The sequence below is a fragment of the Streptomyces lydicus genome, assembly GCF_000717345.1.
Taxonomy (GTDB): domain Bacteria; phylum Actinomycetota; class Actinomycetes; order Streptomycetales; family Streptomycetaceae; genus Streptomyces; species Streptomyces lydicus.
In genome coordinates, this window is record NZ_JNZA01000014.1 from 211,292 (window position 1) to 233,111 (window position 21,820).

Sequence of the window (21,820 nt, forward strand, 5' to 3'; positions counted from 1 at the left end):
CGACGGCCCACGGGACCGGCCGGTAATTCAGCGGCCCTGCTCCGGCGGCCGCTGGCGCGGCATGTTCGGCCGGGTGCGGTGCGGTACCGCGTACCGCCCCGGCGGCCCCGCCCCCTCGTGCCGCGGCGCCGGCCACGGCACCATCGCCTGGGTGGCCTGCGGCACCGGCCCGGCCCGGAACTCCGTCATCCAGTCGGCCGTCTCGGTCCGCACCAGCTCGCCGAGGTCCTCGTTGAACCGCCGCAGCACGCCCAGACAGCGCTCCGCCGCGTCGCCGGCCGTGCCCTCGGTCGGCCCGAGCACCTCACGCACGCCCTCCGCCGCCCAGTCGAACTGCAGGGCCTCCAGCCGCCGGTGGATCGCCTGGGCGGTCGCCAGGTCCCGCATCCAGCCGGCCGTCACGCCGAAGTACCGGTCGCAGCCCACACACACCGCGGCCAGCAGCAGCGACAGGCAGCCCCACGACGCACCGCCGTCCCAGACCGCGGCGAGGTCCAGCAGCGGCAGCGCCCCGCCCACCGTCACCCCGGCCGCGGCGCCCAGCCGCAGCGCCCGCGCGCCGCGCCGCTTGGCCAGCCGGTCGTGCAGATACCAGTCGGCGGCGCGCAGCGCGCCCTCCTCGGTCCACAGGTAGAGCGCGTCCAGCCGGCCGGCCGGGTCGCCCCAGCCGCCGGGCGGGAAGGCCCGCCCCGCGAGGTCCCGCCGGCCGAGGCCGCGGTTCCCGTACCGGCGAGCGGGGCGGCCGCCCTCCCGAGGGAGTCCCTCGGGCTGCATCTCGGGCTGACTCACCCCTGCACTCCTTCTCCGCGCTCTGTGTGGATACGTCCGGTGCACGCGGGACATCCGGGACGGCCGTTGCGCGCAGCCCCTTCCTACCGCCGAAAGACTGGTCTCGCCCCCAAGATCCCGCTATTTCCGCCCAGAAGTGGTGCGGGACGGGACGGGGGACCCGGAGGTGGCTCACCCGAAAGAGTTACCGACGGGGCGGCGAGGTGACGGCGGGTGCGGCGCCCGGCGGCCTCCGGCCGCGCCTGGTGGGCGCCGCGGCGGGCTCCGGCGGCTTCCGTCGGTTTCCGGCCGCGGCGCCGGCCTTGTGCGATCGGGGCAAGGCCGACGTCCGGCCGTCTGGTGCGTTCGTCTAGGCTGCCACCGTGAAGGTCCTCGTCATCGGCGGCGGCGCCCGCGAACACGCCCTGTGCCGCTCTCTGTCCCTCGACCCCGACGTCACCGCGCTGCACTGCGCTCCCGGCAACGCCGGCATCGCCGAGGTGGCCGAATTGCACGGGGTCGACGCCCTCGACGGCCGGGCCGTCGCCGAACTCGCCACCGGCCTGCAGGCCGACCTGGTCGTCGTCGGTCCCGAGGCCCCCCTCGTGGCGGGCGTCGCGGACGCCGTGCGCGAGCGCGGCATCCCGGTCTTCGGCCCGTCGGCCCAGGCCGCCCAGCTGGAGGGCTCCAAGGCGTTCGCCAAGGACGTGATGGCCGCCGCGGCCGTCCCGACCGCCCGCAGCTACGTCTGCACCACCGCGGAAGAGATCGACGAGGCACTGGACGCGTTCGGTGCGCCGTACGTCGTCAAGGACGACGGCCTGGCCGCCGGCAAGGGCGTCGTCGTCACCGAGGACGTCGAGGCCGCCCGGGCGCACGCGCTGGCCTGTGAGCGCGTCGTCATCGAGGAGTTCCTCGACGGCCCCGAGGTCTCGCTCTTCGCGATCACCGACGGCGAGACCGTCGTGCCGCTCCAGCCCGCCCAGGACTTCAAGCGGGCCTACGACGGCGACCAGGGCCCCAACACCGGCGGCATGGGCGCGTACAGCCCGCTGCCGTGGGCCGACCCGAAGCTGGTCGACGAGGTCATGGCCACCGTGCTCCAGCCCACCGTCGACGAGCTGCGCCGCCGCGGCACGCCCTTCTCCGGGCTGCTCTACGCCGGGCTCGCGATCACCTCGCGCGGGGTGCGGGTGATCGAGTTCAACGCCCGCTTCGGCGACCCGGAGACCCAGGTCGTCCTCGCCCGCCTCAAGACCCCGCTCGGCGGCCTGCTGCGCGCCGCCGCCACCGGCAACCTCGCCGCGCTGCCGCCGCTGCGCTGGAGCGACGACGCGGCCGTCACCGTCGTCATCGCCTCGCACAACTACCCCGGCACCCCGCGCACCGGCGACCCCATCGAGGGCCTCGCCGAGGTCGCCGACCAGGACGCCCCGGGCGCGTACGTGCTGCACGCCGGCACCCGGCGGGACGACTCCGGCGCGGTGCTCAGCGCCGGCGGCCGCGTGCTGTCGGTCACCGCCACCGGCACCGACCTCACCACCGCCCGGCAGCGCGCCTACCGGGCCGTGGAACGGATCTCCCTGGACGGCTCCCAGCACCGTACGGACATCGCCGCCAAGGTCGCGGACGCGGCAGCGGAGGCACAGGGCGCATAGGGCGTAAGCCGCATATGCCACACGCGCCGCACCCGGCTCACACCACCCCCGCCCCGGGTTCCCGGCTTTGCCCAAAGCCATTCCATCGAGTGACCACGCCAGATTCCGGCTGACGAGACCAGCACCCCCAACTAGGGTGCCGCGCAAGCGTCCTGCGGTCGCCGTGCCGTTCCGCGGCACGGTCACCGCGGCGACGTCCGGCAAGTGGCTCACCGGCATTGCGATGTCAGTGGCCGGTGCCACAGTGGTGGTGGGTGAGCTCGCTCGCACCACACGCAATGTTCGAAGGCGTCCGTCCCGTGTTCTCTCCGTCCGGCTCCATCAGGACAGCAGGGGGTGTACAGGCTCGTGGCAAGTCCGGAAACAGGCGTCCTGGCGGCGCGTGCCCGCGCCCTCGCCGTGCTGCGGATCCGCGGCACGGCGCTGGCGGTGGCGCTGCTGCCGGCTGCCGTGGCGGTGGTGCTCTTCGCCGGCCGCGCGACCGGCCACTTCGGCGCGGGCGGCGCCGGCGCGGCCGTCCGCTGGGCCGTGAGCGGCCTCGCGCTGCTCAGCCTGCTGCTGGCGACGCTGGTCGGGCTCGTCGTCGCGCGCGCCAGACCCGCGCTCAGCCCCTCCGTGCCCGTCTCCGAGCAGTCGGCGCCTGATCTCTACCGCCTGGTACGCGACCTCGCCGACCGCCTGGACGTCCCCGCGCCCTCCGCCATAGCGCTCACCCCGGACTGCGACAGCTGGCTGGAGGACCGTACGCACCGCGCCCACGGACCCCCGCGCCGCGCCCGGCGCTCCGGCACCGCCGAGGACCGCCGGGCGGCCGCCGCCCCCGTCCTGGTCATCGGCTCGCCGTTCCTGTGGTGGATGCGGGTCGCCGAGCTGCGCGCCCTGCTGGCGCCGGTCGTCGCCGGCACCGGCCCCTCCGCGCACCCGGACATAGCGGCCGCCCGCCGCTTCATCCGCGGCCTGGACGCCGCCGTCGCGGTCGCCGCCCGCCCCCGCGGCCCGCTGCGCGCCCTCCCGCTCCGCTTCGTCGGCCGGGTGGCCCGGCTGCTGCTCCGCGCCTGCCGCGAGCACGCCACGATCATGGAGCGGGCGGTCGCGGCCGCCGCCTCCGAGCGGGCCCAGACCGTCGACTACGGCCTGCGGATCGTCGCCCAGGAACAGGTCGGCCTGGCCTACGCGGGCTGGGACCGGCTGCTGACCCGGGTCGCGCTGCCCGCCTGGCGGATGGGCCGCTGGCCCTCCCGGCTGGACGCCGGCGTGGTCTCGGCACTCACCGAGCTCTCCCGCCGCGACCGCCTCGCCGACGGCTTCGCCTCCCGGCTGGGCGAACGCCCCGCCTGCGACCTCCTGGAGGAGCCGGGCGCCATCGACCGCGCCGCTTCCCTGCTGGCCGCCCGCCTGTTCCACGGCGGCCCGGCCGAGCCCGGGCCCGACTGGTCCCCGGTCGGCTGGCAGCAGTACCCGGAAGAGGTCGTGGACCGGAAGTGGCGCCTGGAGGCCGCCCGGCTCCACCGCGTCCTCGACGCCCTCCCGACGACCGCGTTCCCGGCGGCCCCCGCCCCCGAGTCCGCCGCCCCGACGCTGTCGTACGCCAGCACCCCGAGCCGTACGCCCGCGGGCGTACGCCCGGCGGACCCCCGGGACGACGAGCCCGTGGTGCCGCCGGGCCCGACCCTGGCCCGGGTCATCGACCGGCTCACCCACGACGCGGGCGCCGGCGACCTCGTCGCCGCCCGGCTGGGCGCCGAGGTCGAGCGCGAGGAGCGCGAGGAGGCCGCCCGCCAGGCCGCCCGCGGCGGCGCGGCGCAGGGCGTGCCGGTGGACGCGGGCTGGGGCGACGGCACCGCCGAGGGCGGCCTGCCGCTGTTCCCGCTCCAGCCGCCCCGTACGGGCCGTGAGCTGCTCGCCGACCACGTGACCGCGATGGTCTGCTGCGCCGCCGTCGACACCGCCGGCGCCGCCCCCGGGCTGGACTGGCTCGACGGCCCGGCGCTGCTGGTCGGCGGCGCCCGCCGGGCCGACCTGGGCCGCCCGGTGCTCAGCCTGGTCGACGACGGCGACGCGGAGCCGCTCCGCGGCTGGCTGACGACGGTCGGTGTTCGCCCCGAGAAGCCGGTCCGGCTGGTATGAGGCGGACCGCGGGTCCGTACGCGCGCCGGGGCGCAGGCCCGTCCCCGGCCCGCCGGAGCTGCCGACCTGCGAACACCCGGCCGGACCCGTCACCCGCAGGGTTCCGCGACCCCGGCTGAATGTTCCCTTCCAGTTCGCGTTTCGGGGGAGTGGGGCTCTAAATTCACGACGAAGGGTGACGAAGTGAGTGCGTAATGTGATGTGCTGGGGGATGGCCGGGCTCGCTCAGCCGGACGTGACACCGGCCCGATCGGCCGCGGCCGCAGGGGGACGCGGGAGGGGAGTGGAAGGTGGCGACGGAACAGATCAGGCGCTGGGAATCGGGCGCCCTCGCCCACGCGGTCACGGACCCGTTCGGGCAGGGGCCGCTGCCCTGGCTGCGCGGCAGCGAGAACTACTTCGACTCCGGCCACATCATCCCCTGGTACGTCGACCCCGCCGTCGCCCAGGGCGACCTGCGGATGCCCGCACCCCATAAGCACAACGGCCCGCGTACCGCCGACGACGTGCACGGCCAGATCAAGGGCTTCGCGAGCACCGGCGCGGTGGCCCCCGGCGAGGCGATCGACTTCCGGGTCTCGGTGGACCCGTCCCAGCCGTTCAGCATCGACGTCTACCGCATCGGCCACTACGGCGGCGTCGGCGCCGCCAAGATCACCACCAGCCCGCGGCTGGCCGGCATCGTCCAGCCGGCCCCGCTGACCGCCGGCCGCACGGTCTCCTGCCACCACTGGTGGCTGTCCTGGCGCCTCCAGGTCCCCACGTTCTGGAACCTCGGCGCGTACGTCGCGGTCCTGACCACCGCCGACGGCTACCGCTCCCACATCCCCTTCACGGTCCGCGACGACCACCCCGCCGACCTGCTCCTGCTGCTGCCCGACATCACCTGGCAGGCGTACAACCTCTACCCGGAGGACGGCCGTACGGGCGCCAGCCTTTACCACGCCTGGGACGAGAAGGGCGCCCTGCTCGGCGAGCAGGACGCCGCCACCACGGTCTCCTTCGACCGCCCCTACGCCGGCGCCGGCCTTCCCCTGCACGTCGGCCACGCCTACGACTTCATCCGCTGGGCCGAGCGCTACGGCTACGACCTCGCCTACGCCGACGCCCGCGATCTGCACGCCGGCCGGGTCGACCCGTCCCGCTACCGGGGCCTGGTCTTCCCCGGCCACGACGAGTACTGGTCGGTGCCGATGCGCCGCACGGTCGAGCGCGCCCGCGATACCGGCACCTCCCTGGTCTTCCTCTCCGCCAACACCATGTACTGGCAGGTCGACCTCTCCCCGACGCCCTCCGGCCCGCACTCCCTGCTCAGCTGCCGCAAGCGCCAGGGCCCCGGCCGGCCCGCCCTCTGGCGCGAGGCCGGCGACCCCGAGCAGCGGCTGATGGGCATCCAGTACGCCGGCCGGGTCCCCGAGCCGGCCCCGCTGGTCGTCCGCAACGGCGACCACTGGCTGTGGGAGGCCACCGGCGCCCACGAAGGCGACGAGATCCCCGGCCTGGTCGCCGGTGAGGCCGACCGGTACTTCCCGCGCACCGCCCTCCCCGAGCACACCCACCGCATCCTGCTCGCGCACTCCCCGTACCGCGACAGCGAAGGCACCCGGCGCCATCAGGAGACCTCCCTGTACCGCGCCCCCAGCGGCGCCCTGGTCTTCGCCTCCGGCACCTTCGCCTGGTCGCCCGCCCTGGACCGCCCCGGCCACGTCGACCAGCGCGTCCAGCGCGCCACCGCCAACCTCCTGGACCGCATCTGCAAGCGGGACTGAGGCACCGCCCGCACGGGGCCGGGCAGCGGTCCGGCCCCCGGGGGACGCCACCCTTCCGCATACGGGAGAATCGACAGCGACTCCTGGATCAACCTACGCGGAGGAAGCGTGTCCGGTTTTGTAGAAAAGCCTGAGCCTGTGGAGGTCCCGGGGCTCACCCACCTCCACACCGGCAAGGTGCGCGACCTCTACCAGAACGCCGACGGCGACCTGGTCATGGTCGCCAGCGACCGCACCTCCGCCTACGACTGGGTGCTCCCCACCGAGATCCCCGACAAGGGCCGCGTGCTGACCCGGCTGTCCCTGTGGTGGTTCGACCAGCTCTCCGACCTCGTCCCGCACCACGTCCTGTCCAGCGACGTCCCGGCCGGCGCCCCCGCCGACTGGGAGGGCCGCACCCTGATCTGCAAGTCGCTGCGGATGGTGCCCGTCGAGTGCGTGGCCCGCGGCTACCTCGCCGGCTCCGGCCTCGTCGAGTACGACCGGTCCCGTACGGTCTGCGGACTGGCCCTGCCCGAGGGCCTCACCAACGGCTCCGAGCTGCCGTCGCCGATCTTCACCCCGGCCACCAAGGCCGCCGTCGGCGACCACGACGAGAACGTCTCCTACGAGGAGACCGCCCGCCAGGTCGGCGCCGACGTCGCCGCCGAGCTGCGCCAGACCACCCTCGCCGTCTACAGCCGGGCCCGCGACATCGCCCGCGAGCGCGGCCTGATCCTGGCGGACACCAAGTTCGAGTTCGGCTTCGACGAGCGCCCCGACGGCGAGCGCGTGCTGACCCTCGGCGACGAGGTCCTCACGCCCGACTCCTCGCGCTTCTGGCCCGCCGACCAGTGGGAGCCGGGCCGCGCCCAGCCCTCCTTCGACAAGCAGTTCATCCGCGACTGGCTCACCTCGCCGGCCACGGCCTGGGACCGTACGGGCGAGCAGCCGCCGCCGGCCCTCCCGCAGGAGATCGTCGAGGCCACCCGCGCCAAGTACCTGGAGGCGTACGAGCGCCTCACCGGCCTGAGCTGGTCGTAGGGCCGGACCGCGCCCCGGGCTCGCACGACGGGCCCGGGGCGCGGGCCCGCACGACGAAAAGGACCCCGGTCACCGACCGGGGTCCTTCACTCTGAGCGGACGACGAGGCTCGAACTCGCGACCTCAACCTTGGCAAGGTTGCGCTCTACCAACTGAGCTACGTCCGCATGCTCCGTGCCGGGCTCCTGGAACCAGTCGCCGCCGCGCGGTGCGGGGACCACTATAGCCAACCTCGCCGGCGTGCGAGGCGCGCCGCCGCATGGCGGTTCTCGGCGCCCAGCTTCGCGGTCGCCGACGACAGGTAGTTGCGCACCGTCCCCGGCGACAGCGCGGCCCGCTCGGCGATCTCCGTGACGGGCGCCCCGGCCTCGGCGAGTTCCAGCACCTCCGCCTCCCGGGCCGTCAGCGGAGACTCCCCGGCGCTGATCGCGTCCGCCGCCAACTCCGGGTCCACATAACGGCTTCCGGCATGGACGGTCCGGATGATCTCCGCCAGCCGCTGCGCCGACACGGTCTTGGGGACGAACCCCCGCACCCCGGCCTCCAGCGCCCGCTTGAGGTGCCCCGGCCGCCCGTGACTCGTCACGATCATGGACCGGCACCCCGGCACCTCGACCCGCAGCGATGTGGCCACCGCCACACCGTCCGCCCCCGGCATCTGAAGGTCCAGCACCGCCACATCCGGCTCGTGGGCCCGGGCCATCGCCCGCGCCTCCGGCCCCGACGCGGCCTCCGCGACCACCTGAAGATCGTCCTCCAGCGACAGCAGCGCCGCCAGCGCCCCCCGGATCAGATGCTCGTCGTCCGCCAGCAGCACCCGGATCACCCCGTCACCCCTCGCGTCACTCATCCCGCCGCCCCCGCACCGGCCACCGGCAGCTCGACCGTCAGCCGGAACGACCCCTTCGGGCCCGGGCCCGCCGTCAGCGCCCCGCCCAGCGGATGGAGCCGTTCCCGCAGCCCCTTCAGACCGCTCCCGGGGACGGAGCCGGAGCCGGCCACCTCGGCCGGCACACCGCCGACCCCGTCGTTCTCCATGGTCATCACCAGCACCGCGCGCTCCGCGTCGATCCGGGCCCGCAACGCACAGCTGCGGACGTCGGGCGCGTGCCGCAGGACATTGGTGGTGCCCTCGCGGACGACCCAGCCGAGCGCCGACTCCACCTCCGCCGGCAGCCGGATGTCCTCCTCGCCGTCGATGCGGCAGTCGACGCCGGCCGCGCGCAGGATCGAGCGGGCGCCGGCCAGCTCCGCCCGCAGATCCGCCTTCCGGTAGCCGCGCACCACCTCGCGGATCTCCCGCTGCGACTCCTGGGCGATCCGCTGCACCTCCACCATCTGCGCCACCGCCTCCGGCCGCTCCCGCCGCGCCAGCTGCACGGCCAGCTCGCTCTTCAGCGCGATCACCGCCAGGTTCCGTCCCATCACGTCGTGCAGGTCCCGTCCGAACCGCAGCCGTTCCTCGGCGACCGCGAGGCGGGTCTCGGTGCTGTGCGCCGCGTCCAGCTTCCCGATCACCGCGAGCAGCCAGCCGGTCGGCCGGGTGATCACGAAGCTCCACGCGCCGGCGGAGAGCAGCAGGACCGCCAGGCCCACCGAGCTCCCCCACACGCCCGTGAACAGCCCCATCAGCAGCGCCAGCGCCGCCGCGGCACCGGCTAGTGCCGCCAGGAACACCCGCTTGGACACCACCAGGCAGTACGCCATGAAGAACGGCGTGACGACCCCGCCCATCGCCAGCACCGCCGCACTCAGGCCGTCCTCGCCGGCCAGCCCCCGCACGGCGACCAGCGCGAACAGCAGGAACTCGGCCAGCAGCGCCAGCACCGCCGAGGCGACCAGCAGCGGCCGCGGAGTCGCGCCCCGGGTGAGGTAGCGGTTCAGGGAGCGGTTCAACAGCGGTGCCGCCAGCCCGCCGTGCAGCACGGTCAGCCCCGCGAGGACGCCGACCAGGGTGACCGCGGTGGGGGTGCCCGCCGCGCTGCCCATGACCGGCCCCACCCCGCCGAGCAGCGAGATCCAGGGAACGGCGTACAGCGACCAGCGGAAGTACGCGTCGACCCTGCCCATATGGCTCCGCCGCTGCCACCCCGCCCGTACCCGCCGGATCATCCGCTGCCCCCGTCCCCGCCGTACCGATAGCCCTAGCGCCGCGGTTCCCAGCGGAACCACCGCTGCACAGCAAACAGGGCGAGCCCGCTCCAGGCCAATCCGGTGAGCAGCTGCCGCACGGTGTCGTGCGTCGTCCCGCCACCCGTCCAGCCGGCCCGTATCAGCTCCATCGCCGGGGACAGCGGCAGCAGTTCGAGGACGCCGGCCACCCGGTCCGGAAGGACGTCGAGCGGGACGACCATCCCGGAGCCCGCCAACGACACCGCCATGAAGGGGAGTACGGCCAGCTGGGCGGCCTCGGCCGACCCGGCCAGCCGCGACGACGCCGCCGCGCACCCGACGACCGTGACCATGCCCAGCGCCAGTCCGGCGATCAGCAGGTGCGGCGCCGTCGGAAGGCCGGTGTCCAGCACCAGCCCGCCCAGGACCACCAGCAGGACGCACTGGGCCAGTCCCAGGAACACCGCGGGCAGCGCCGTGCCGACGAGAATTTCCAGATCCCGCAGCTCTCCGGTCCGCAGCCGTTTGAGGACGAGTTCCTCGCGCCGGGCGACATAGGCGCCGGTGAGGCCGGAGTAGACGGCGAACACCAGGACATATCCGAGAGTGGCCGGCAGCAGCACCGTTTCGGGCGAGAGCCCGGCCCGGGCCAGCGGCATTCCGGCCACCGCCTGTTTCATGGCCAGGGCCATGGCGACGGGGATGACCAACGAGGTGAACAGCGCAGACTTGTTGCGGCCGATGAGCGTCAACTCGGCCCGTCCCAGGGACAGTAGCCGCGCCACGGAACCGATTTCCGCTCCGGTTCCGGTGCGCAGATTGCCGTCCGCTTCCCGCACGCTTGCCCTCATGCCTTCTCCAGCCCCTTTGCAATCTGCAGAAATGCCTCTTCCAGAGAGGCCGGTCTGACATCCAGCCGGCCCAGCGCAATCCCCTTCTCCTGCGCCCAGACCAGCACCCCGGTCGCGGCCCGCTGGAGTTCGTCCGTCCGCAGCCGGACCGTCCGCCCGGCCGTCTCGTGACCGGTGACGCCCAGTTCCGCCAGCGGGGGAAGATCCCCGAGGTGGTACCCGTCGGGCAGCTCGAAGGAGAGGTGCGAGGGGTGCGCGGCGACGACGTCGGCAACCCGTCCGGCCGCCGCGATCCGCCCCTCGTGCAGGATCGCCAGCCGGTCCGCCAGCTCCTCGGCCTCCTCCAGATAGTGCGTGGTCAGCACGACCGTGGCGCCGCTGTCGCGCAGCTCACGGACCAGCGCCCAGGTCTCGTGCCGGGCCTCGGTGTCCAGCCCGGTCGTGGGCTCGTCCAGGAACAGCACCTCCGGGTCGCCCAGCAGCGCCAGGGCCAGGTCCAGCCGCCGCCGCTCACCGCCGGACAGCTGCTTGACCCGTACGTCCTTGCGCCGCTCCAGCCCCACCCGGCGAAGCGCCTCGGCGACCGGCCGCGCCCCGGTGGTGCACCCGGCCCACATCCGCGCCGTCTCCTCGGGCGTCAGGTCGGACGGGAACCCGCCCTCCTGGAGCATCACGCCGATCCGCGGCCGGATCCTGGCCCGCTCGCGGAACGGATCGTGCCCCAGCACCCGGACCTGCCCGGCCGTCGGCGCGGCCAGCCCCTCCAGCAGCTCCAGGGTGGAGGTCTTGCCGGCCCCGTTGGTCCCCAGCAGTGCGAACAGCTCTCCCCGCGCGACCGAGAAGTCGATCCCCCGTACGGCCTCGAACCCCGGCCGTCCGCCCGGCCGCACCCGGCCGCCCCGCTCGCTCCGTCCCTGCTCGTTCCGTCCCCGCGGGTTCCGGTCCGGCCGGGTCCGCCCGCCGCCGTACGCCCTGCGCAGTCCCGTGACGTCGATCACGTCGGCGTCGGACCACGCGCCGCTGTGCCTCGCGCCCCCGGCGCTTTTCTCCCCGATGTTCATGCTTCCAGCGTTTCGCCGGTCCGGGATTCCGGGCAGTGCGCCCTGTCATCACGGCCGATGACAAATGTCAGTTGCCGATGAGCGAAGAGCGGGTAAGGAGGCGCGGGCGGAGCCGGGCACCGGGAAATGCAGAAGGCCCCGGTCGCGATGACCGGGGCCTTCTCTTTCTGAGCGGACGACGAGGCTCGAACTCGCGACCTCAACCTTGGCAAGGTTGCGCTCTACCAACTGAGCTACGTCCGCAGGCATCCACTCGGCTTTCACCGAGCGGCGCGACAGCTACTCTACCTGATCCAATGGACTGGTCGAGACTGTCAGAGCGGGTGACAGGGATTGCACACTGCGCCTCCCCCTTGGAAAGGGGGCGCTCTACTACTGAGCTACACCCGCGTGACTCCGTGAGGTCCGGCCTTCCGGCCTCGCCCCTCGGCGTGCTCCAGACTCTAGCTGATCAGTAGGGGTGCTGTGCAAGTCGGCTCCGCCCGGCCCGAGGGACGCCGGCAAATCCGTTAGCGGTTGGCGGCGTTGAAGGCCTCGTAGACCTTCTTCGGGATCCGGCCGCGCGGCGGGACGTCCATCTGGTTCGAGCGGGCCCAGGCGCGGACGGCCGCGGGATCGGGGGTCACCGCGGTCCGGTGGTACGCCTTGCCGGACTTCGCCCGCTTGCGGCCGGCCTCGACGAACGGGGCGAGTGCGCCGCGCAGTTTCTTCGCATTGGCGGGATTGAGGTCGATCTCGTACGACTTCCCGTCCAATCCGAAGGTGACCGTCTCTGCGGCTGCTCCTCCGTCGATGTCATCGGAGAGCGTTACTACTACGCGCTGCGCCACGGATATCGGTCCTTTCGTGGAGCAACCCCGTGTTGACGTGGAGTGATGCTCCGGATCCGGCTGATTGGGATCAATGCTTTTTCATTTGTACAGCGATGGGCATTGCATTGTGAAGCCCAGTTAATTTCGTCAGCGTGTCTTCCCGCAATCCGGACTCCGGATCTTTTCGAGGATTTTTCCAGCGGTCCACTCCTGCCGATACCGGGCCGTGATCGGACGGCCAGGATATCTATGCGCGTAGATTTTCGAACACGGTACTGTGAGGACACCGCCTTACGCACCACACCACCGGGAGTGCCAGTGGCACGCGTCGTAGTCGACGTCATGCTCAAGCCGGAGATCCTCGACCCGCAGGGCCAGGCGGTGCAGCGCGCACTGCCACGCCTGGGCTTCGAGGGGATCGCCGACGTCCGTCAGGGCAAGCGTTTCGAACTTGAGGTGGAGGGTCCGGTCGACGAGGCCGCCCTCGCTCGCATCCAAGAGATGGCCGAGACCTTCCTCGCCAACACCGTCATCGAAGACTTCACCGTGCGGGTCGACTCATGACCTCGCGGATCGGAGTCATCACCTTCCCCGGCACGCTCGACGACCGCGACACCCAGCGCGCGGTCCGGGTGGCCGGCGCAGAGGCGGTGCCGCTGTGGCACCGCGACAAGGACCTCAAGCAGGTCGACGCCGTGGTGCTGCCCGGCGGTTTCTCCTACGGCGACTATCTCCGGGCCGGGGCCATCTCCCGGTTCTCGCCGGTGATGGAGACCGTGATCGAGCAGGCGAAGGCCGGTATGCCGGTCCTCGGCATCTGCAACGGCTTCCAGGTGCTCACCGAGAGCCACCTGCTGCCCGGCGGCATGCTGCGCAACAACCACCTGCACTTCATCTGCCGCGACCAGAAGCTGCGGGTGGAGAACGCGGACACCGCCTGGACCACGGATTACACCGCCGGCCAGGAGATCTCCGTACCGCTGAAGAACATCGACGGCCGGTACGTCGCCGACGAGCGCACGCTCGACATGCTGGAGGCCGAGGGCCGGGTCGCCTTCCGCTACCTGGACGGCAACCCCAACGGCTCGCTCCGCGACATCGCCGGCATCACCAATGAGGCGGGCAACGTCGTCGGCCTGATGCCGCACCCCGAGCACGCCGTCGAGCCGCTGATCGGTACGGGTCGTACCGACGGCCTCGGATTCTTCACCTCGATCCTGAAGAAGCTGGTCAACGCATGACTCTCGACACCGTCAAGCACGCTAGCGAGACGCCCGGCGTCGAGCAGCCCTGGGCCGAACTCGGCCTGAAGAAGGACGAGTACGAGCGCATCCGCGAGATCCTCGGCCGCCGGCCCACCGGCGCCGAACTCGCCATGTACTCCGTCATGTGGTCCGAGCACTGCTCCTACAAGAGCAGCAAGGTCCACCTCAAGCAGTTCGGCGAGAAGGCCCCCGAGAACGACGCGATGCTCGTCGGCATCGGCGAGAACGCCGGCGTCGTCGACGTCGGCCAGGGTTACGCGGTCACCTTCAAGGTCGAGTCGCACAACCACCCCAGCTACATCGAGCCCTACCAGGGCGCGGCCACCGGCGTCGGCGGCATCGTCCGCGACATCCTCGCGATGGGCGCCCGCCCGGTCGCGGTGATGGACCCGCTGCGCTTCGGCGCGGCCGACCACCCCGACACCAAGCGGGTGCTCCCCGGTGTCGTGGCCGGCATCGGCGGCTACGGCAACTGCCTGGGTCTGCCCAACATCGGCGGCGAGGTCGTCTTCGACCCCTGCTACCAGGGCAACCCGCTGGTCAACGCGCTCTGCGTGGGCGTGATGAAGCACGAGGACATCCACCTCGCCAAGGCGTCCGGCGCCGGCAACAAGGTCATCCTCTACGGCGCGCGCACCGGCGGCGACGGCATCGGCGGCGTCTCGGTCCTCGCGTCCGAGACGTTCGACGACAGCAAGCCCGCGAAGCGCCCCGCCGTCCAGGTGGGCGACCCCTTCCAGGAGAAGCTGCTCATCGAGTGCACCCTGGAGATCTTCAAGGAGAAGCTGGTCACCGGCATCCAGGACCTCGGCGGCGCCGGGCTGTCCTGCGCCACCAGCGAGCTGGCCAGCGCCGGTTCCGGCGGTATGCGCGTCGAGCTGGACACCGTGCCGCTGCGTGATTCCTCCCTCTCGCCCGAGGAAATCCTCATGAGCGAGTCGCAGGAGCGGATGTGCGCGATCGTCGAGCCCGGCAACGTCGAGCGCTTCCTGGAGATCTGCGAGAAGTGGGACGTCATCGCCACCGTCATCGGTGAGGTGACGGACGGCTCGCAGCTGGAGATCTTCTGGCACGGCGAGCAGATCGTGGACGTCCCGCCGCGCTCCGTCGCGCACGAGGGACCGACGTACCACCGGCCCTACGAGCGCCCGGCGTGGCAGGACGCCCTCCAGGCCGACGACGCGGGCGAGCTGGCGCGGCCGGCCGACGCCGCGGAGCTGCGGGCGCAGGTCCTGAAGCTGGTGGGCTCGCCCAACCAGGCGTCCAAGGCGTGGATCACCGACCAGTACGACCGCTTCGTGCAGGGCAACACCGTGCTCGCGCAGCCGGAGGACTCCGGCATGGTGCGGATCGACGAGGACTCGAACCTCGGTGTGGCGGTGGCCACCGACGGCAACGGCCGCTACGCCAAGCTCGACCCGTACGCGGGCGCGCAGCTGGCGCTGGCCGAGGCGTACCGCAATGTCGCCGCCTCCGGTGCCAAGCCGCTGGCGGTCTCCGACTGCCTGAACTTCGGTTCGCCCGAGGACCCGGCGGTGATGTGGCAGTTCGCCGAGGCCACCCGCGGTCTCGCGGACGCCTGCCAGATCCTCGGCACGCCGGTCACCGGCGGCAACGTCTCGCTGTACAACCAGACCGGTGAGGTGGCGATCCATCCGACCCCCGTGGTCGCGGTGCTCGGTGTCATCGACGACGTCAACCGCCGCACGCCGATCGCGTTCTCCGAGGAGGGCCAGCTGCTCTACCTCCTCGGCGACACCCGCGCGGAGCTGGGCGGTTCGGCCTGGTCGCAGGTCGTTCACGACCACCTCGGCGGTCTGCCGCCGCAGGTCGACCTGGCCCGTGAGCAGCTGCTCGCGGAGGTCCTGATCTCCGCCTCGCGCGACGGCATGATCGACGCCGCGCACGACCTGTCCGACGGTGGTCTGATCCAGGCGCTGGTGGAGTCGTGCCTGCGTGGCGGGAAGGGTGCCCGCCTGGTCGTTCCCGACGGCCAGGACCCGTTCGTCCTGCTGTTCTCCGAGTCGGCCGGCCGGGCGGTCGTCGCCGTCCCCCGCAGCGAGGAGCTCCGCTTCACCGACATGTGCGGTGCGCGGGGGCTGCCGGCCACCCGCATCGGCGTGGTCGACGGTGCGGAGATCGACGTGCAGGGCCAGTTCAGCATTCCGCTGAGCGAGCTGAAGCAGGCGCACGAGAGCACCATCCCCGGCCTGATCGCCTGATCGTCCGGAAGGAGCCGCGGCCCGCACGTACGGTGCGGGCCGCGGCTCCTGCCATGAATCCGGCGGCGCGCGGGCCGCGGCCCCAGTAGCCTCGGCGCCATGTCTCCCGCCCGCGGTACGTCCCGCACCCGCAGCTACGACCCCGCCAGGACCCGCGCCGCCGTCGCCGCACAGCTCGCCCATGTGCGCGCGGCCGTAAGGGAGTTGACCGCCGAGCAGTACGCGCTGCCGACGCGGCTGGGGGACTGGACGGTGCGGGAGCTGGTGGCGCACCTGTCCATGGCCCTGGGCAGCGTGGCGCGCAGCCTGGAGCTGCCGACGCCGTCGCAGGCGGAGGCCACCCTGCAGGAGTATCCGTTCGCGTCCGCGCCGTTCGCCGCCGCGGTCGACGAGCGCACTCGTGAGCTGGCCGCCGGCGACGATCCGGCGGAGCTGCTGACCCGCACCGCCGACGAGTTCGAGCGGATCCTGGCCGAGCAGCCCGACGACCGCCTGCTGGCCGTACGGCCCGGTGCGATGCGGCTCGGTGACTATCTGGTCACCCGCTGCCTCGAACTCGTCGTGCACGGCGACGACCTGGCGGCGGCGACCGGCACGAAGATCCCGTACGACCGCCAGGCGCTGGCCGCCACCACCCGGCTGCTGGCCGACGCGCTGGCGGTCAAGGCGCCCGGCGGGTCGGTCGAGGTCCGCGTCCCGCCGTTCGCCGTGGTGCAGTGCGTCGAGGGCCCCAGGCACACCCGCGGCACCCCGCCGAACGTCGTCGAGACCGACCCGCTCACCTGGATCCGGCTGGCCACCGGCCGTACGACCTGGGCCGCCGAGCTGGCTGCGGCGACCGTCCAGGCAGGCGGCGAGCGGGCCGACCTCAGCGGCTACCTCCCGGTGATGAGCTGAGCCCGGGCCGCCCCGGGACGGCGCCGCGCGGAGCGGCGTCGTGTATCTCACACCGGAACTCCGGCGCCGGCGTACGGCATTCGGCACGTACGGCGCGGAAGCGACATTCCGGGCGGGCGGCGGGAAGCTCCGAGGGAGCGATGAAAGGCCAGCTCAGAGGGGTGGCCGCAAGATCCCGGCGGGCTCGCCGTTACCCGTAGCTACGCCGCTGATGCGCAGTGGCAGAGGGCATCGGCGAGGCCGGCGCGGTCGACGTCGCGGCGCCGTCGGAGGTGCCGGGCGAGGCGGGCCGGCCGGTGACGTGCCAGGCGCGCCAAGGGATGTGGGCTCTGCGGGGGCGGACATCGCGGCCGAATAGCCGTGGCCACGTCAAGCAGGCTTCCTGCGCCATTCATGCACTCATCCAGATTCGCGGGCATCCCCGGTTCGGATGAATGCGCGACCTGCCCTAGACTCGGGGGCGTGCCACGTGGTGACGGACGACTCAACCACGACCTGCTCCCCGGTGAGAAGGGCCCCCAGGACGCTTGCGGCGTCTTCGGTGTCTGGGCTCCGGGTGAAGAGGTCGCCAAACTCACCTATTTCGGGCTGTACGCGCTGCAGCACCGTGGACAGGAGTCCGCGGGCATCGCAGTGAGCAACGGCTCCCAAATCCTCGTCTTCAAGGACATGGGCCTGGTTTCCCAGGTCTTCGACGAGACTTCCCTCGGCTCCCTGCAGGGCCACATCGCCGTGGGCCATGCCCGCTACTCCACCACCGGTGCCTCGGTGTGGGAGAACGCCCAGCCGACGTTCCGTGCCACCGCGCACGGCTCGATCGCGCTCGGCCACAACGGCAACCTCGTCAACACCGCCGAGCTGGCCGAGATGGTCGCTGCGCTGCCCCGCGAGGGCGGCCGGGCGACCCAGGTCGCGGCGACCAACGACACCGACCTGGTGACGGCCCTGCTGGCCGGGCAGGTCGACGAGGACGGCAAGCCGCTGACCGTCGAGGAGGCCGCCCCGCGCGTCCTGCCGAAGGTCAAGGGCGCCTTCTCGCTCTGCTTCATGGACGAGCACACGCTCTACGCCGCCCGCGACCCGCAGGGCATCCGCCCGCTGGTCCTCGGCCGGCTGGAGCGCGGCTGGGTGGTCGCCTCCGAGACCGCCGCCCTCGACATCTGCGGTGCCAGCTTCATCCGGGAGATCGAGCCCGGTGAGATGGTCGCCATCGACGAGGACGGACTGCGCAGCAGCCGCTTCGCCGAGGCCCGCCCCAAGGGCTGCGTCTTCGAGTACGTCTACCTCGCCCGCCCGGACACCGACATCGCCGGCCGCAACGTCTACCTCTCCCGCGTGGAGATGGGCCGCAAGCTGGCCGCCGAGGCGCCCGCGGACGCGGACCTGGTGATAGCGACGCCGGAGTCCGGTACCCCGGCGGCCGTCGGGTACGCCGAGGCCAGTGGCATCCCCTACGGCTCGGGCCTGGTCAAGAACTCCTACGTGGGCCGGACCTTCATCCAGCCCTCGCAGACCATTCGCCAGCTCGGCATCCGCCTCAAGCTCAACCCGCTCAAGGAAGTCATCCGCGGCAAGCGCCTGGTGGTCGTCGACGACTCGATCGTCCGCGGCAACACCCAGCGCGCGCTGGTCCGGATGCTGCGCGAGGCCGGCGCCGCCGAGGTCCACATCCGGATCTCGTCGCCGCCGATCAAGTGGCCGTGCTTCTTCGGCATCGACTTCGCCACCCGCGCGGAGCTGATCGCCAACGGGCTGAGCGTGGAGGAGATCGGCAAGTCGCTGGGCGCCGATTCGCTGGCGTACATCTCCATCGACGGCATGATCGAGGCGACCACCATCGCCAAGCCGAATCTCTGCCGCGCCTGCTTCGACGGCGAGTACCCGATGGAGCTGCCCGACCCGGAGCTGCTGGGCAAGCACCTCCTGGAGACGGAGGCCGCGGCCCCGACGACGTCCGACGTGGACGGCGTCCAGACGCTCACGGCCGGGGTCGGCGGCGCCGACGCGCTGCGTCGCCCGTAGAGCTCGTACACACACGACACGAAAGTTCTCTGCCATGTCCACTGCAGACACTGGTGCCAGCTACGCGAGCGCGGGCGTCGACATCGAAGCCGGCGACCGCGCCGTGGACCTGATGAAGGAGTGGGTGAAGAAGGCCACCCGCCCCGAGGTCGTCGGCGGCCTCGGCGGCTTCGCCGGTCTCTTCGACGCCTCCGCCCTCAAGCGCTACGAGCGTCCGCTGCTGGCCTCGGCCACCGACGGCGTCGGCACGAAGGTCGACATCGCCCGCAAGATGGGCGTCTACGACAGCATCGGCCACGACCTCGTCGGCATGGTCGTCGACGACCTGGTCGTCTGCGGTGCCGAGCCGCTGTTCATGACCGACTACATCTGCGTCGGCAAGGTCTACCCGGAGCGGGTCGCCGCGATCGTCAAGGGCATCGCCGAGGGCTGTGTGCTGGCGGGCTGTGCGCTGGTCGGCGGCGAGACCGCGGAACACCCGGGGCTGCTGGGTGCGGACGAGTTCGATGTCGCCGGCGCCGGCACGGGCGTCGTCGAGGCGGACCGGGTGCTGGGCGCGGACCGTATCCGAACGGGCGACGCGGTGATCGCGATGGCGTCCTCCGGACTTCACTCGAACGGGTACTCACTCGTCCGCCACGTGCTCTTCGACCGCGCCGGCATGGCCCTGGACCAGGAGGTTCCGGAGTTCGGCCGCACGCTCGGCGAGGAGCTCCTGGAGCCCACCAAGATCTACTCGCTGGACTGCCTGGCGCTGACCCGCACGACCGAGGTGCACGCCTTCTCGCACATCACCGGCGGCGGTCTGGCCAACAACCTCGCCCGGGTCGTCCCGGACGGCCTGCACGCCACGGTCGACCGCTCCACCTGGACGCCCGGCCCGGTCTTCGACCTGGTCGGCAAGGCCGGCTCGGTCGAGCGCCTGGAGCTGGAGAAGACCCTGAACATGGGGGTCGGCATGGTCGCCGTCGTCCCGCAGCAGTCGGTGGAGGTCGCCCTGACCACGCTGGCGGACCGCGGCGTGGACGCCTGGGTCAGCGGTGAGATCGTCGAGCGCGGCGCTCACGCCGAGGCTGTGACCCTGACCGGTGACTACGCGAGCTGAACGGACGAGCCCCCATGGCCCCGCACGGGCCATGGGTGAGCGTGCCCCCGGCATCCGCCGGGGGAGTACCCGCGGTCGCCCCGGCACCCGCCGGCGCGGCCGCCGTCCCGACGATCACCACCCCACCGTCGGATCACCGGACGCGTGCGGACTTCCGGGCAGCACAGAACCCGGTCCGGGCAAGAGCCAGGACCGGGTCCGTAATGCTGTTATGGGTGCCGTGAGCGCGCAGAACGGTCAGGCGCGACGACGCTGCTGGGACGAGTCGCCGTCGTCCTCGTCGTCATCGTCCTTGTTGTACAGCTCTGCGTACCGTGCGTACGGGTCGTCCTCGTCATCCTCGAACGGCTCCCCGTTCGGAGGCTGCTGGTTCGACTGCGTTGCACCCAGCTCGTCGGCCAGTCGTGAGAGATCCGTCCCACCGCTGCTGTACTTCAGCTGGCGGGCGACCTTTGTCTGCTTGGCCTTGGCCCGGCCGCGCCCCATGGGTCGACCCCCTCGATGACGGGGCCCGATGGCCCCAGAGTCTTGACACGCGTTCATGGATCAGAGCGGGCTCTCGACAGAGAGACCGGCCCGTAGGGCTTTAACGGTACCTGCTTCCGCGGCCATACGGTACGTCGCCCGCATCACCCGCCGCTCGGCACGACCGGCAAGGCGCCCCGTCCCCGCTGGTCAACTGCGATTTTAACCTGTCCTGTACGGCGACCCGCCGACGGGTGGTGAGGGATGTCTCCCCCGCCGCCCGTGGCGGGTCGCGCAAGGCAGTGTTTCCGGCCGGCAAGACCGGATCTCCGCGCTCGGTCAGGCGTGCCGTGCCTCCGCCATGCGCGCTTCGGCCAGGCGGTCGGCGGCCGCGGCAGGCGGAATGCCGTCGGCCTTCGCACGAGCGAATATCGCCAGCGTGGTGTCGAAGATCTTCGCCGCCTTGGTCTTGCAGCGGTCGAAGTCGAAGCCGTGCAGCTCGTCGGCGACCTGGATCACGCCACCGGCGTTCACGACGTAGTCGGGCGCGTAGAGGATGCCGCGGTCGGACAGGTCCTTCTCGACGCCGGGGTGCGCGAGCTGGTTGTTGGCCGCGCCGCACACCACCTTCGCGGTCAGCACCGGCACCGAGTCGTCGCTCAGCGCACCGCCCAGCGCACACGGCGCGTAGACGTCCAGGCCCTCGGTGCGGATCAGCGTCTCGGTGTCCGCGACCACGGTGACCTGCGGGTGGTCGGCGACGACCCGGGCCACCGACTCGGTGCGGACGTCGGTGATCACGACCTCGGCGCCGTCCTTGAGGAGGTGCTCGACGAGGAGGTGCCCCACCTTGCCCACGCCCGCGATACCCACCTTGCGGCCGCGCAGCGTCGGGTCGCCCCAGGCGTGCTGGGCCGAGGCGCGCATGCCCTGGAAGACGCCGTAGGCGGTCAGCACCGAGGAGTCGCCGGCGCCGCCGTTCGCGGGGGACCGGCCGGTGGTCCACTTGTTCGTACGGGCGACGACGTCCATGTCGGCGACGTACGTGCCGACGTCGCAGGCGGTGACGTAGCGGCCCCCGAGGGAGGCCACGAACCGGCCGTAGGCGAGCAGGAGTTCCTCGGTCTTGACCAGGTGGGGGTCGCCGATGATCACGGCCTTGCCGCCGCCGTGTTCCAGACCCGCGAGGGCGTTCTTGTAGGACATGCCGCGCGACAGATTGAGCGCGTCCAGCACGGCCTCCTCCTCGGAGGCGTACGCGTGGAAGCGGGTGCCGCCCAGCGCGGGGCCCAGCGCGGTGCTGTGGACGGCGATCACCGCCTTGAGGCCACTGGCCCGGTCCTGGCAGAGAACGACCTGCTCATGGCCGCCCTGCTCGGACCGGAAGAGGGTGTGCAGAACGCCGCCGTCGGTGCCGGCGGGGGCCGGACGTACGTCAGTCACTGTGGTGACTCCCATAAGTCGCGAAGGATGCCCTCCTACGGGTGGGGAGGGCCGGTTGAAAAGAGCGTAAGACCTGCCGGGCCGGTTGATCCGGCAGGTGCCGAGGATCACCCTCTCCCGGGGGACGGACGTGGGACGATCTGGTCGTATCGCAGGCCGGCCGAGGCCCCGGAACGCGTCCGGGACCTTCGGCAGGGGACTTCCCTTTGGAGGAGCGGGC

General features: G+C 72.3%; 18 protein-coding genes and 3 tRNA genes. 10 read left to right on the forward strand and 11 right to left on the reverse strand.

Annotated elements, in window-relative coordinates; all coding sequences use genetic code 11:
* Positions 1–27: 27 nt before the first annotated feature.
* Positions 28–789, reverse strand: a complete 762-nt coding sequence (locus OO62_RS16060; RefSeq protein WP_033268065.1) for an SLATT domain-containing protein — start codon at positions 787–789, stop codon at positions 28–30.
* A 362-nt stretch (positions 790–1,151) separates the two neighbouring features.
* Here OO62_RS16060 and purD point away from each other — a divergent pair, with 362 nt between their 5' ends.
* The 4 genes from purD (at position 1,152) to OO62_RS16080 (ending at position 7,345) form a co-directional block, all read left to right on the forward strand.
* A complete protein-coding gene (gene purD, locus OO62_RS16065) occupies positions 1,152–2,426 on the forward strand; it encodes a phosphoribosylamine--glycine ligase (protein WP_033268066.1) in 1,275 nt (424 codons plus the stop codon).
* 348 nt (positions 2,427–2,774) lie between these two features.
* Positions 2,775–4,553 (forward strand): hypothetical protein, encoded by a 1,779-nt coding sequence (locus OO62_RS16070; protein ID WP_228332476.1) that lies wholly within the window; start codon positions 2,775–2,777, stop codon positions 4,551–4,553.
* Positions 4,554–4,843: 290 nt separating this feature from the next.
* A complete protein-coding gene (locus tag OO62_RS16075) occupies positions 4,844–6,322 on the forward strand; it encodes a N,N-dimethylformamidase beta subunit family domain-containing protein (RefSeq protein WP_033268068.1) in 1,479 nt (492 codons plus the stop codon).
* 108 nt (positions 6,323–6,430) lie between these two features.
* Positions 6,431–7,345 carry a phosphoribosylaminoimidazolesuccinocarboxamide synthase gene (locus OO62_RS16080; RefSeq protein WP_033268069.1) on the forward strand — a complete coding sequence of 305 codons (915 nt, stop codon included), beginning with the start codon at positions 6,431–6,433 and terminating at the stop codon, positions 7,343–7,345.
* Between the two features lie 94 nt (positions 7,346–7,439).
* Here the strand turns inward: OO62_RS16080 and OO62_RS16085 are convergent.
* The 8 genes from OO62_RS16085 to OO62_RS16120 form a co-directional block, all read right to left on the reverse strand.
* Positions 7,440–7,512, reverse strand: a tRNA-Gly gene (locus OO62_RS16085).
* A 53-nt stretch (positions 7,513–7,565) separates the two neighbouring features.
* Positions 7,566–8,195 (reverse strand): response regulator transcription factor, encoded by a 630-nt coding sequence (locus OO62_RS16090; RefSeq protein WP_033268070.1) that lies wholly within the window; start codon positions 8,193–8,195, stop codon positions 7,566–7,568.
* Positions 8,192–9,415, reverse strand: a complete 1,224-nt coding sequence (locus OO62_RS16095; protein WP_051733254.1) for a sensor histidine kinase — start codon at positions 9,413–9,415, stop codon at positions 8,192–8,194. Before OO62_RS16095 ends, OO62_RS16090 begins: the two co-directional genes overlap by 4 nt.
* Positions 9,416–9,489: 74 nt before the next feature.
* Positions 9,490–10,308, reverse strand: a complete 819-nt coding sequence (locus tag OO62_RS16100; RefSeq protein WP_078617191.1) for an ABC transporter permease — start codon at positions 10,306–10,308, stop codon at positions 9,490–9,492.
* On the reverse strand, positions 10,305–11,369 hold the full coding sequence (locus OO62_RS16105) for an ABC transporter ATP-binding protein (RefSeq protein WP_033268072.1): 1,065 nt from the start codon (positions 11,367–11,369) through the stop codon (positions 10,305–10,307). Before OO62_RS16105 ends, OO62_RS16100 begins: the two co-directional genes overlap by 4 nt.
* A 170-nt stretch (positions 11,370–11,539) precedes the next feature.
* Positions 11,540–11,612 (reverse strand) — tRNA-Gly (locus OO62_RS16110).
* Between the two features lie 75 nt (positions 11,613–11,687).
* Positions 11,688–11,759: transfer RNA gene (locus OO62_RS16115), tRNA-Gly, on the reverse strand.
* A gap of 119 nt (positions 11,760–11,878) precedes the next feature.
* Positions 11,879–12,199, reverse strand: coding sequence for a histone-like nucleoid-structuring protein Lsr2 (locus OO62_RS16120; RefSeq protein ID WP_033268073.1), 321 nt, complete (start codon positions 12,197–12,199; stop codon positions 11,879–11,881).
* Between the two features lie 300 nt (positions 12,200–12,499).
* Here OO62_RS16120 and purS point away from each other — a divergent pair, with 300 nt between their 5' ends.
* From purS to purM, 6 genes are all read left to right on the forward strand, one after another.
* Positions 12,500–12,745: a phosphoribosylformylglycinamidine synthase subunit PurS gene (gene purS / locus OO62_RS16125; protein WP_033268074.1), complete on the forward strand. Its 246-nt coding sequence runs from the start codon at positions 12,500–12,502 to the stop codon at positions 12,743–12,745.
* On the forward strand, positions 12,742–13,422 hold the full coding sequence (gene purQ, locus OO62_RS16130; RefSeq protein WP_033268075.1) for a phosphoribosylformylglycinamidine synthase subunit PurQ: 681 nt from the start codon (positions 12,742–12,744) through the stop codon (positions 13,420–13,422). The genes purS and purQ overlap by 4 nt, the downstream gene beginning before the upstream one ends.
* Positions 13,419–15,668: a phosphoribosylformylglycinamidine synthase subunit PurL gene (gene purL / locus OO62_RS16135; RefSeq protein ID WP_033268076.1), complete on the forward strand. Its 2,250-nt coding sequence runs from the start codon at positions 13,419–13,421 to the stop codon at positions 15,666–15,668. Before purQ ends, purL begins: the two co-directional genes overlap by 4 nt.
* A 99-nt stretch (positions 15,669–15,767) precedes the next feature.
* Positions 15,768–16,565, forward strand: a complete 798-nt coding sequence (locus tag OO62_RS16140; protein ID WP_033268077.1) for a maleylpyruvate isomerase family mycothiol-dependent enzyme — start codon at positions 15,768–15,770, stop codon at positions 16,563–16,565.
* Between the two features lie 462 nt (positions 16,566–17,027).
* Positions 17,028–18,587: an amidophosphoribosyltransferase gene (gene purF / locus OO62_RS16145; RefSeq protein WP_033268078.1), complete on the forward strand. Its 1,560-nt coding sequence runs from the start codon at positions 17,028–17,030 to the stop codon at positions 18,585–18,587.
* A gap of 34 nt (positions 18,588–18,621) precedes the next feature.
* Entirely contained in the window at positions 18,622–19,692 is a 1,071-nt protein-coding gene (purM, locus tag OO62_RS16150; protein ID WP_033268079.1) for a phosphoribosylformylglycinamidine cyclo-ligase, read from the forward strand.
* Between the two features lie 237 nt (positions 19,693–19,929).
* On the opposite strand, the gene OO62_RS16155 is transcribed toward purM, so the two are convergent.
* Both OO62_RS16155 and OO62_RS16160 read right to left on the reverse strand, forming a co-directional pair.
* Positions 19,930–20,178 (reverse strand): DUF3073 domain-containing protein, encoded by a 249-nt coding sequence (locus OO62_RS16155; RefSeq protein ID WP_033268080.1) that lies wholly within the window; start codon positions 20,176–20,178, stop codon positions 19,930–19,932.
* A 318-nt stretch (positions 20,179–20,496) separates the two neighbouring features.
* The gene (locus OO62_RS16160) at positions 20,497–21,615 is read right to left on the reverse strand and encodes a Leu/Phe/Val dehydrogenase (protein WP_106974862.1); all 1,119 of its coding nucleotides are present in this window, start codon (positions 21,613–21,615) and stop codon (positions 20,497–20,499) included.
* Positions 21,616–21,820 lie beyond the last annotated feature (205 nt).

Coding starts and splice junctions, on each gene's coding strand:
- OO62_RS16095 (WP_051733254.1), bottom strand. CDS start 9,415: ATGGGCAGGGTCGACGCGTACTTCCGCTGGTCGCTGTACGCCGTTCCC.
- OO62_RS16140 (WP_033268077.1), top strand. CDS start 15,768: ATGTCTCCCGCCCGCGGTACGTCCCGCACCCGCAGCTACGACCCCGCC.
- OO62_RS16105 (WP_033268072.1), bottom strand. CDS start 11,369: ATGAACATCGGGGAGAAAAGCGCCGGGGGCGCGAGGCACAGCGGCGCG.
- OO62_RS16100 (WP_078617191.1), bottom strand. CDS start 10,308: ATGAGGGCAAGCGTGCGGGAAGCGGACGGCAATCTGCGCACCGGAACC.
- OO62_RS16160 (WP_106974862.1), bottom strand. CDS start 21,615: ATGGGAGTCACCACAGTGACTGACGTACGTCCGGCCCCCGCCGGCACC.
- purL (WP_033268076.1), top strand. CDS start 13,419: ATGACTCTCGACACCGTCAAGCACGCTAGCGAGACGCCCGGCGTCGAG.
- purQ (WP_033268075.1), top strand. CDS start 12,742: ATGACCTCGCGGATCGGAGTCATCACCTTCCCCGGCACGCTCGACGAC.
- OO62_RS16090 (WP_033268070.1), bottom strand. CDS start 8,195: ATGAGTGACGCGAGGGGTGACGGGGTGATCCGGGTGCTGCTGGCGGAC.
- OO62_RS16155 (WP_033268080.1), bottom strand. CDS start 20,178: ATGGGGCGCGGCCGGGCCAAGGCCAAGCAGACAAAGGTCGCCCGCCAG.
- purM (WP_033268079.1), top strand. CDS start 18,622: ATGTCCACTGCAGACACTGGTGCCAGCTACGCGAGCGCGGGCGTCGAC.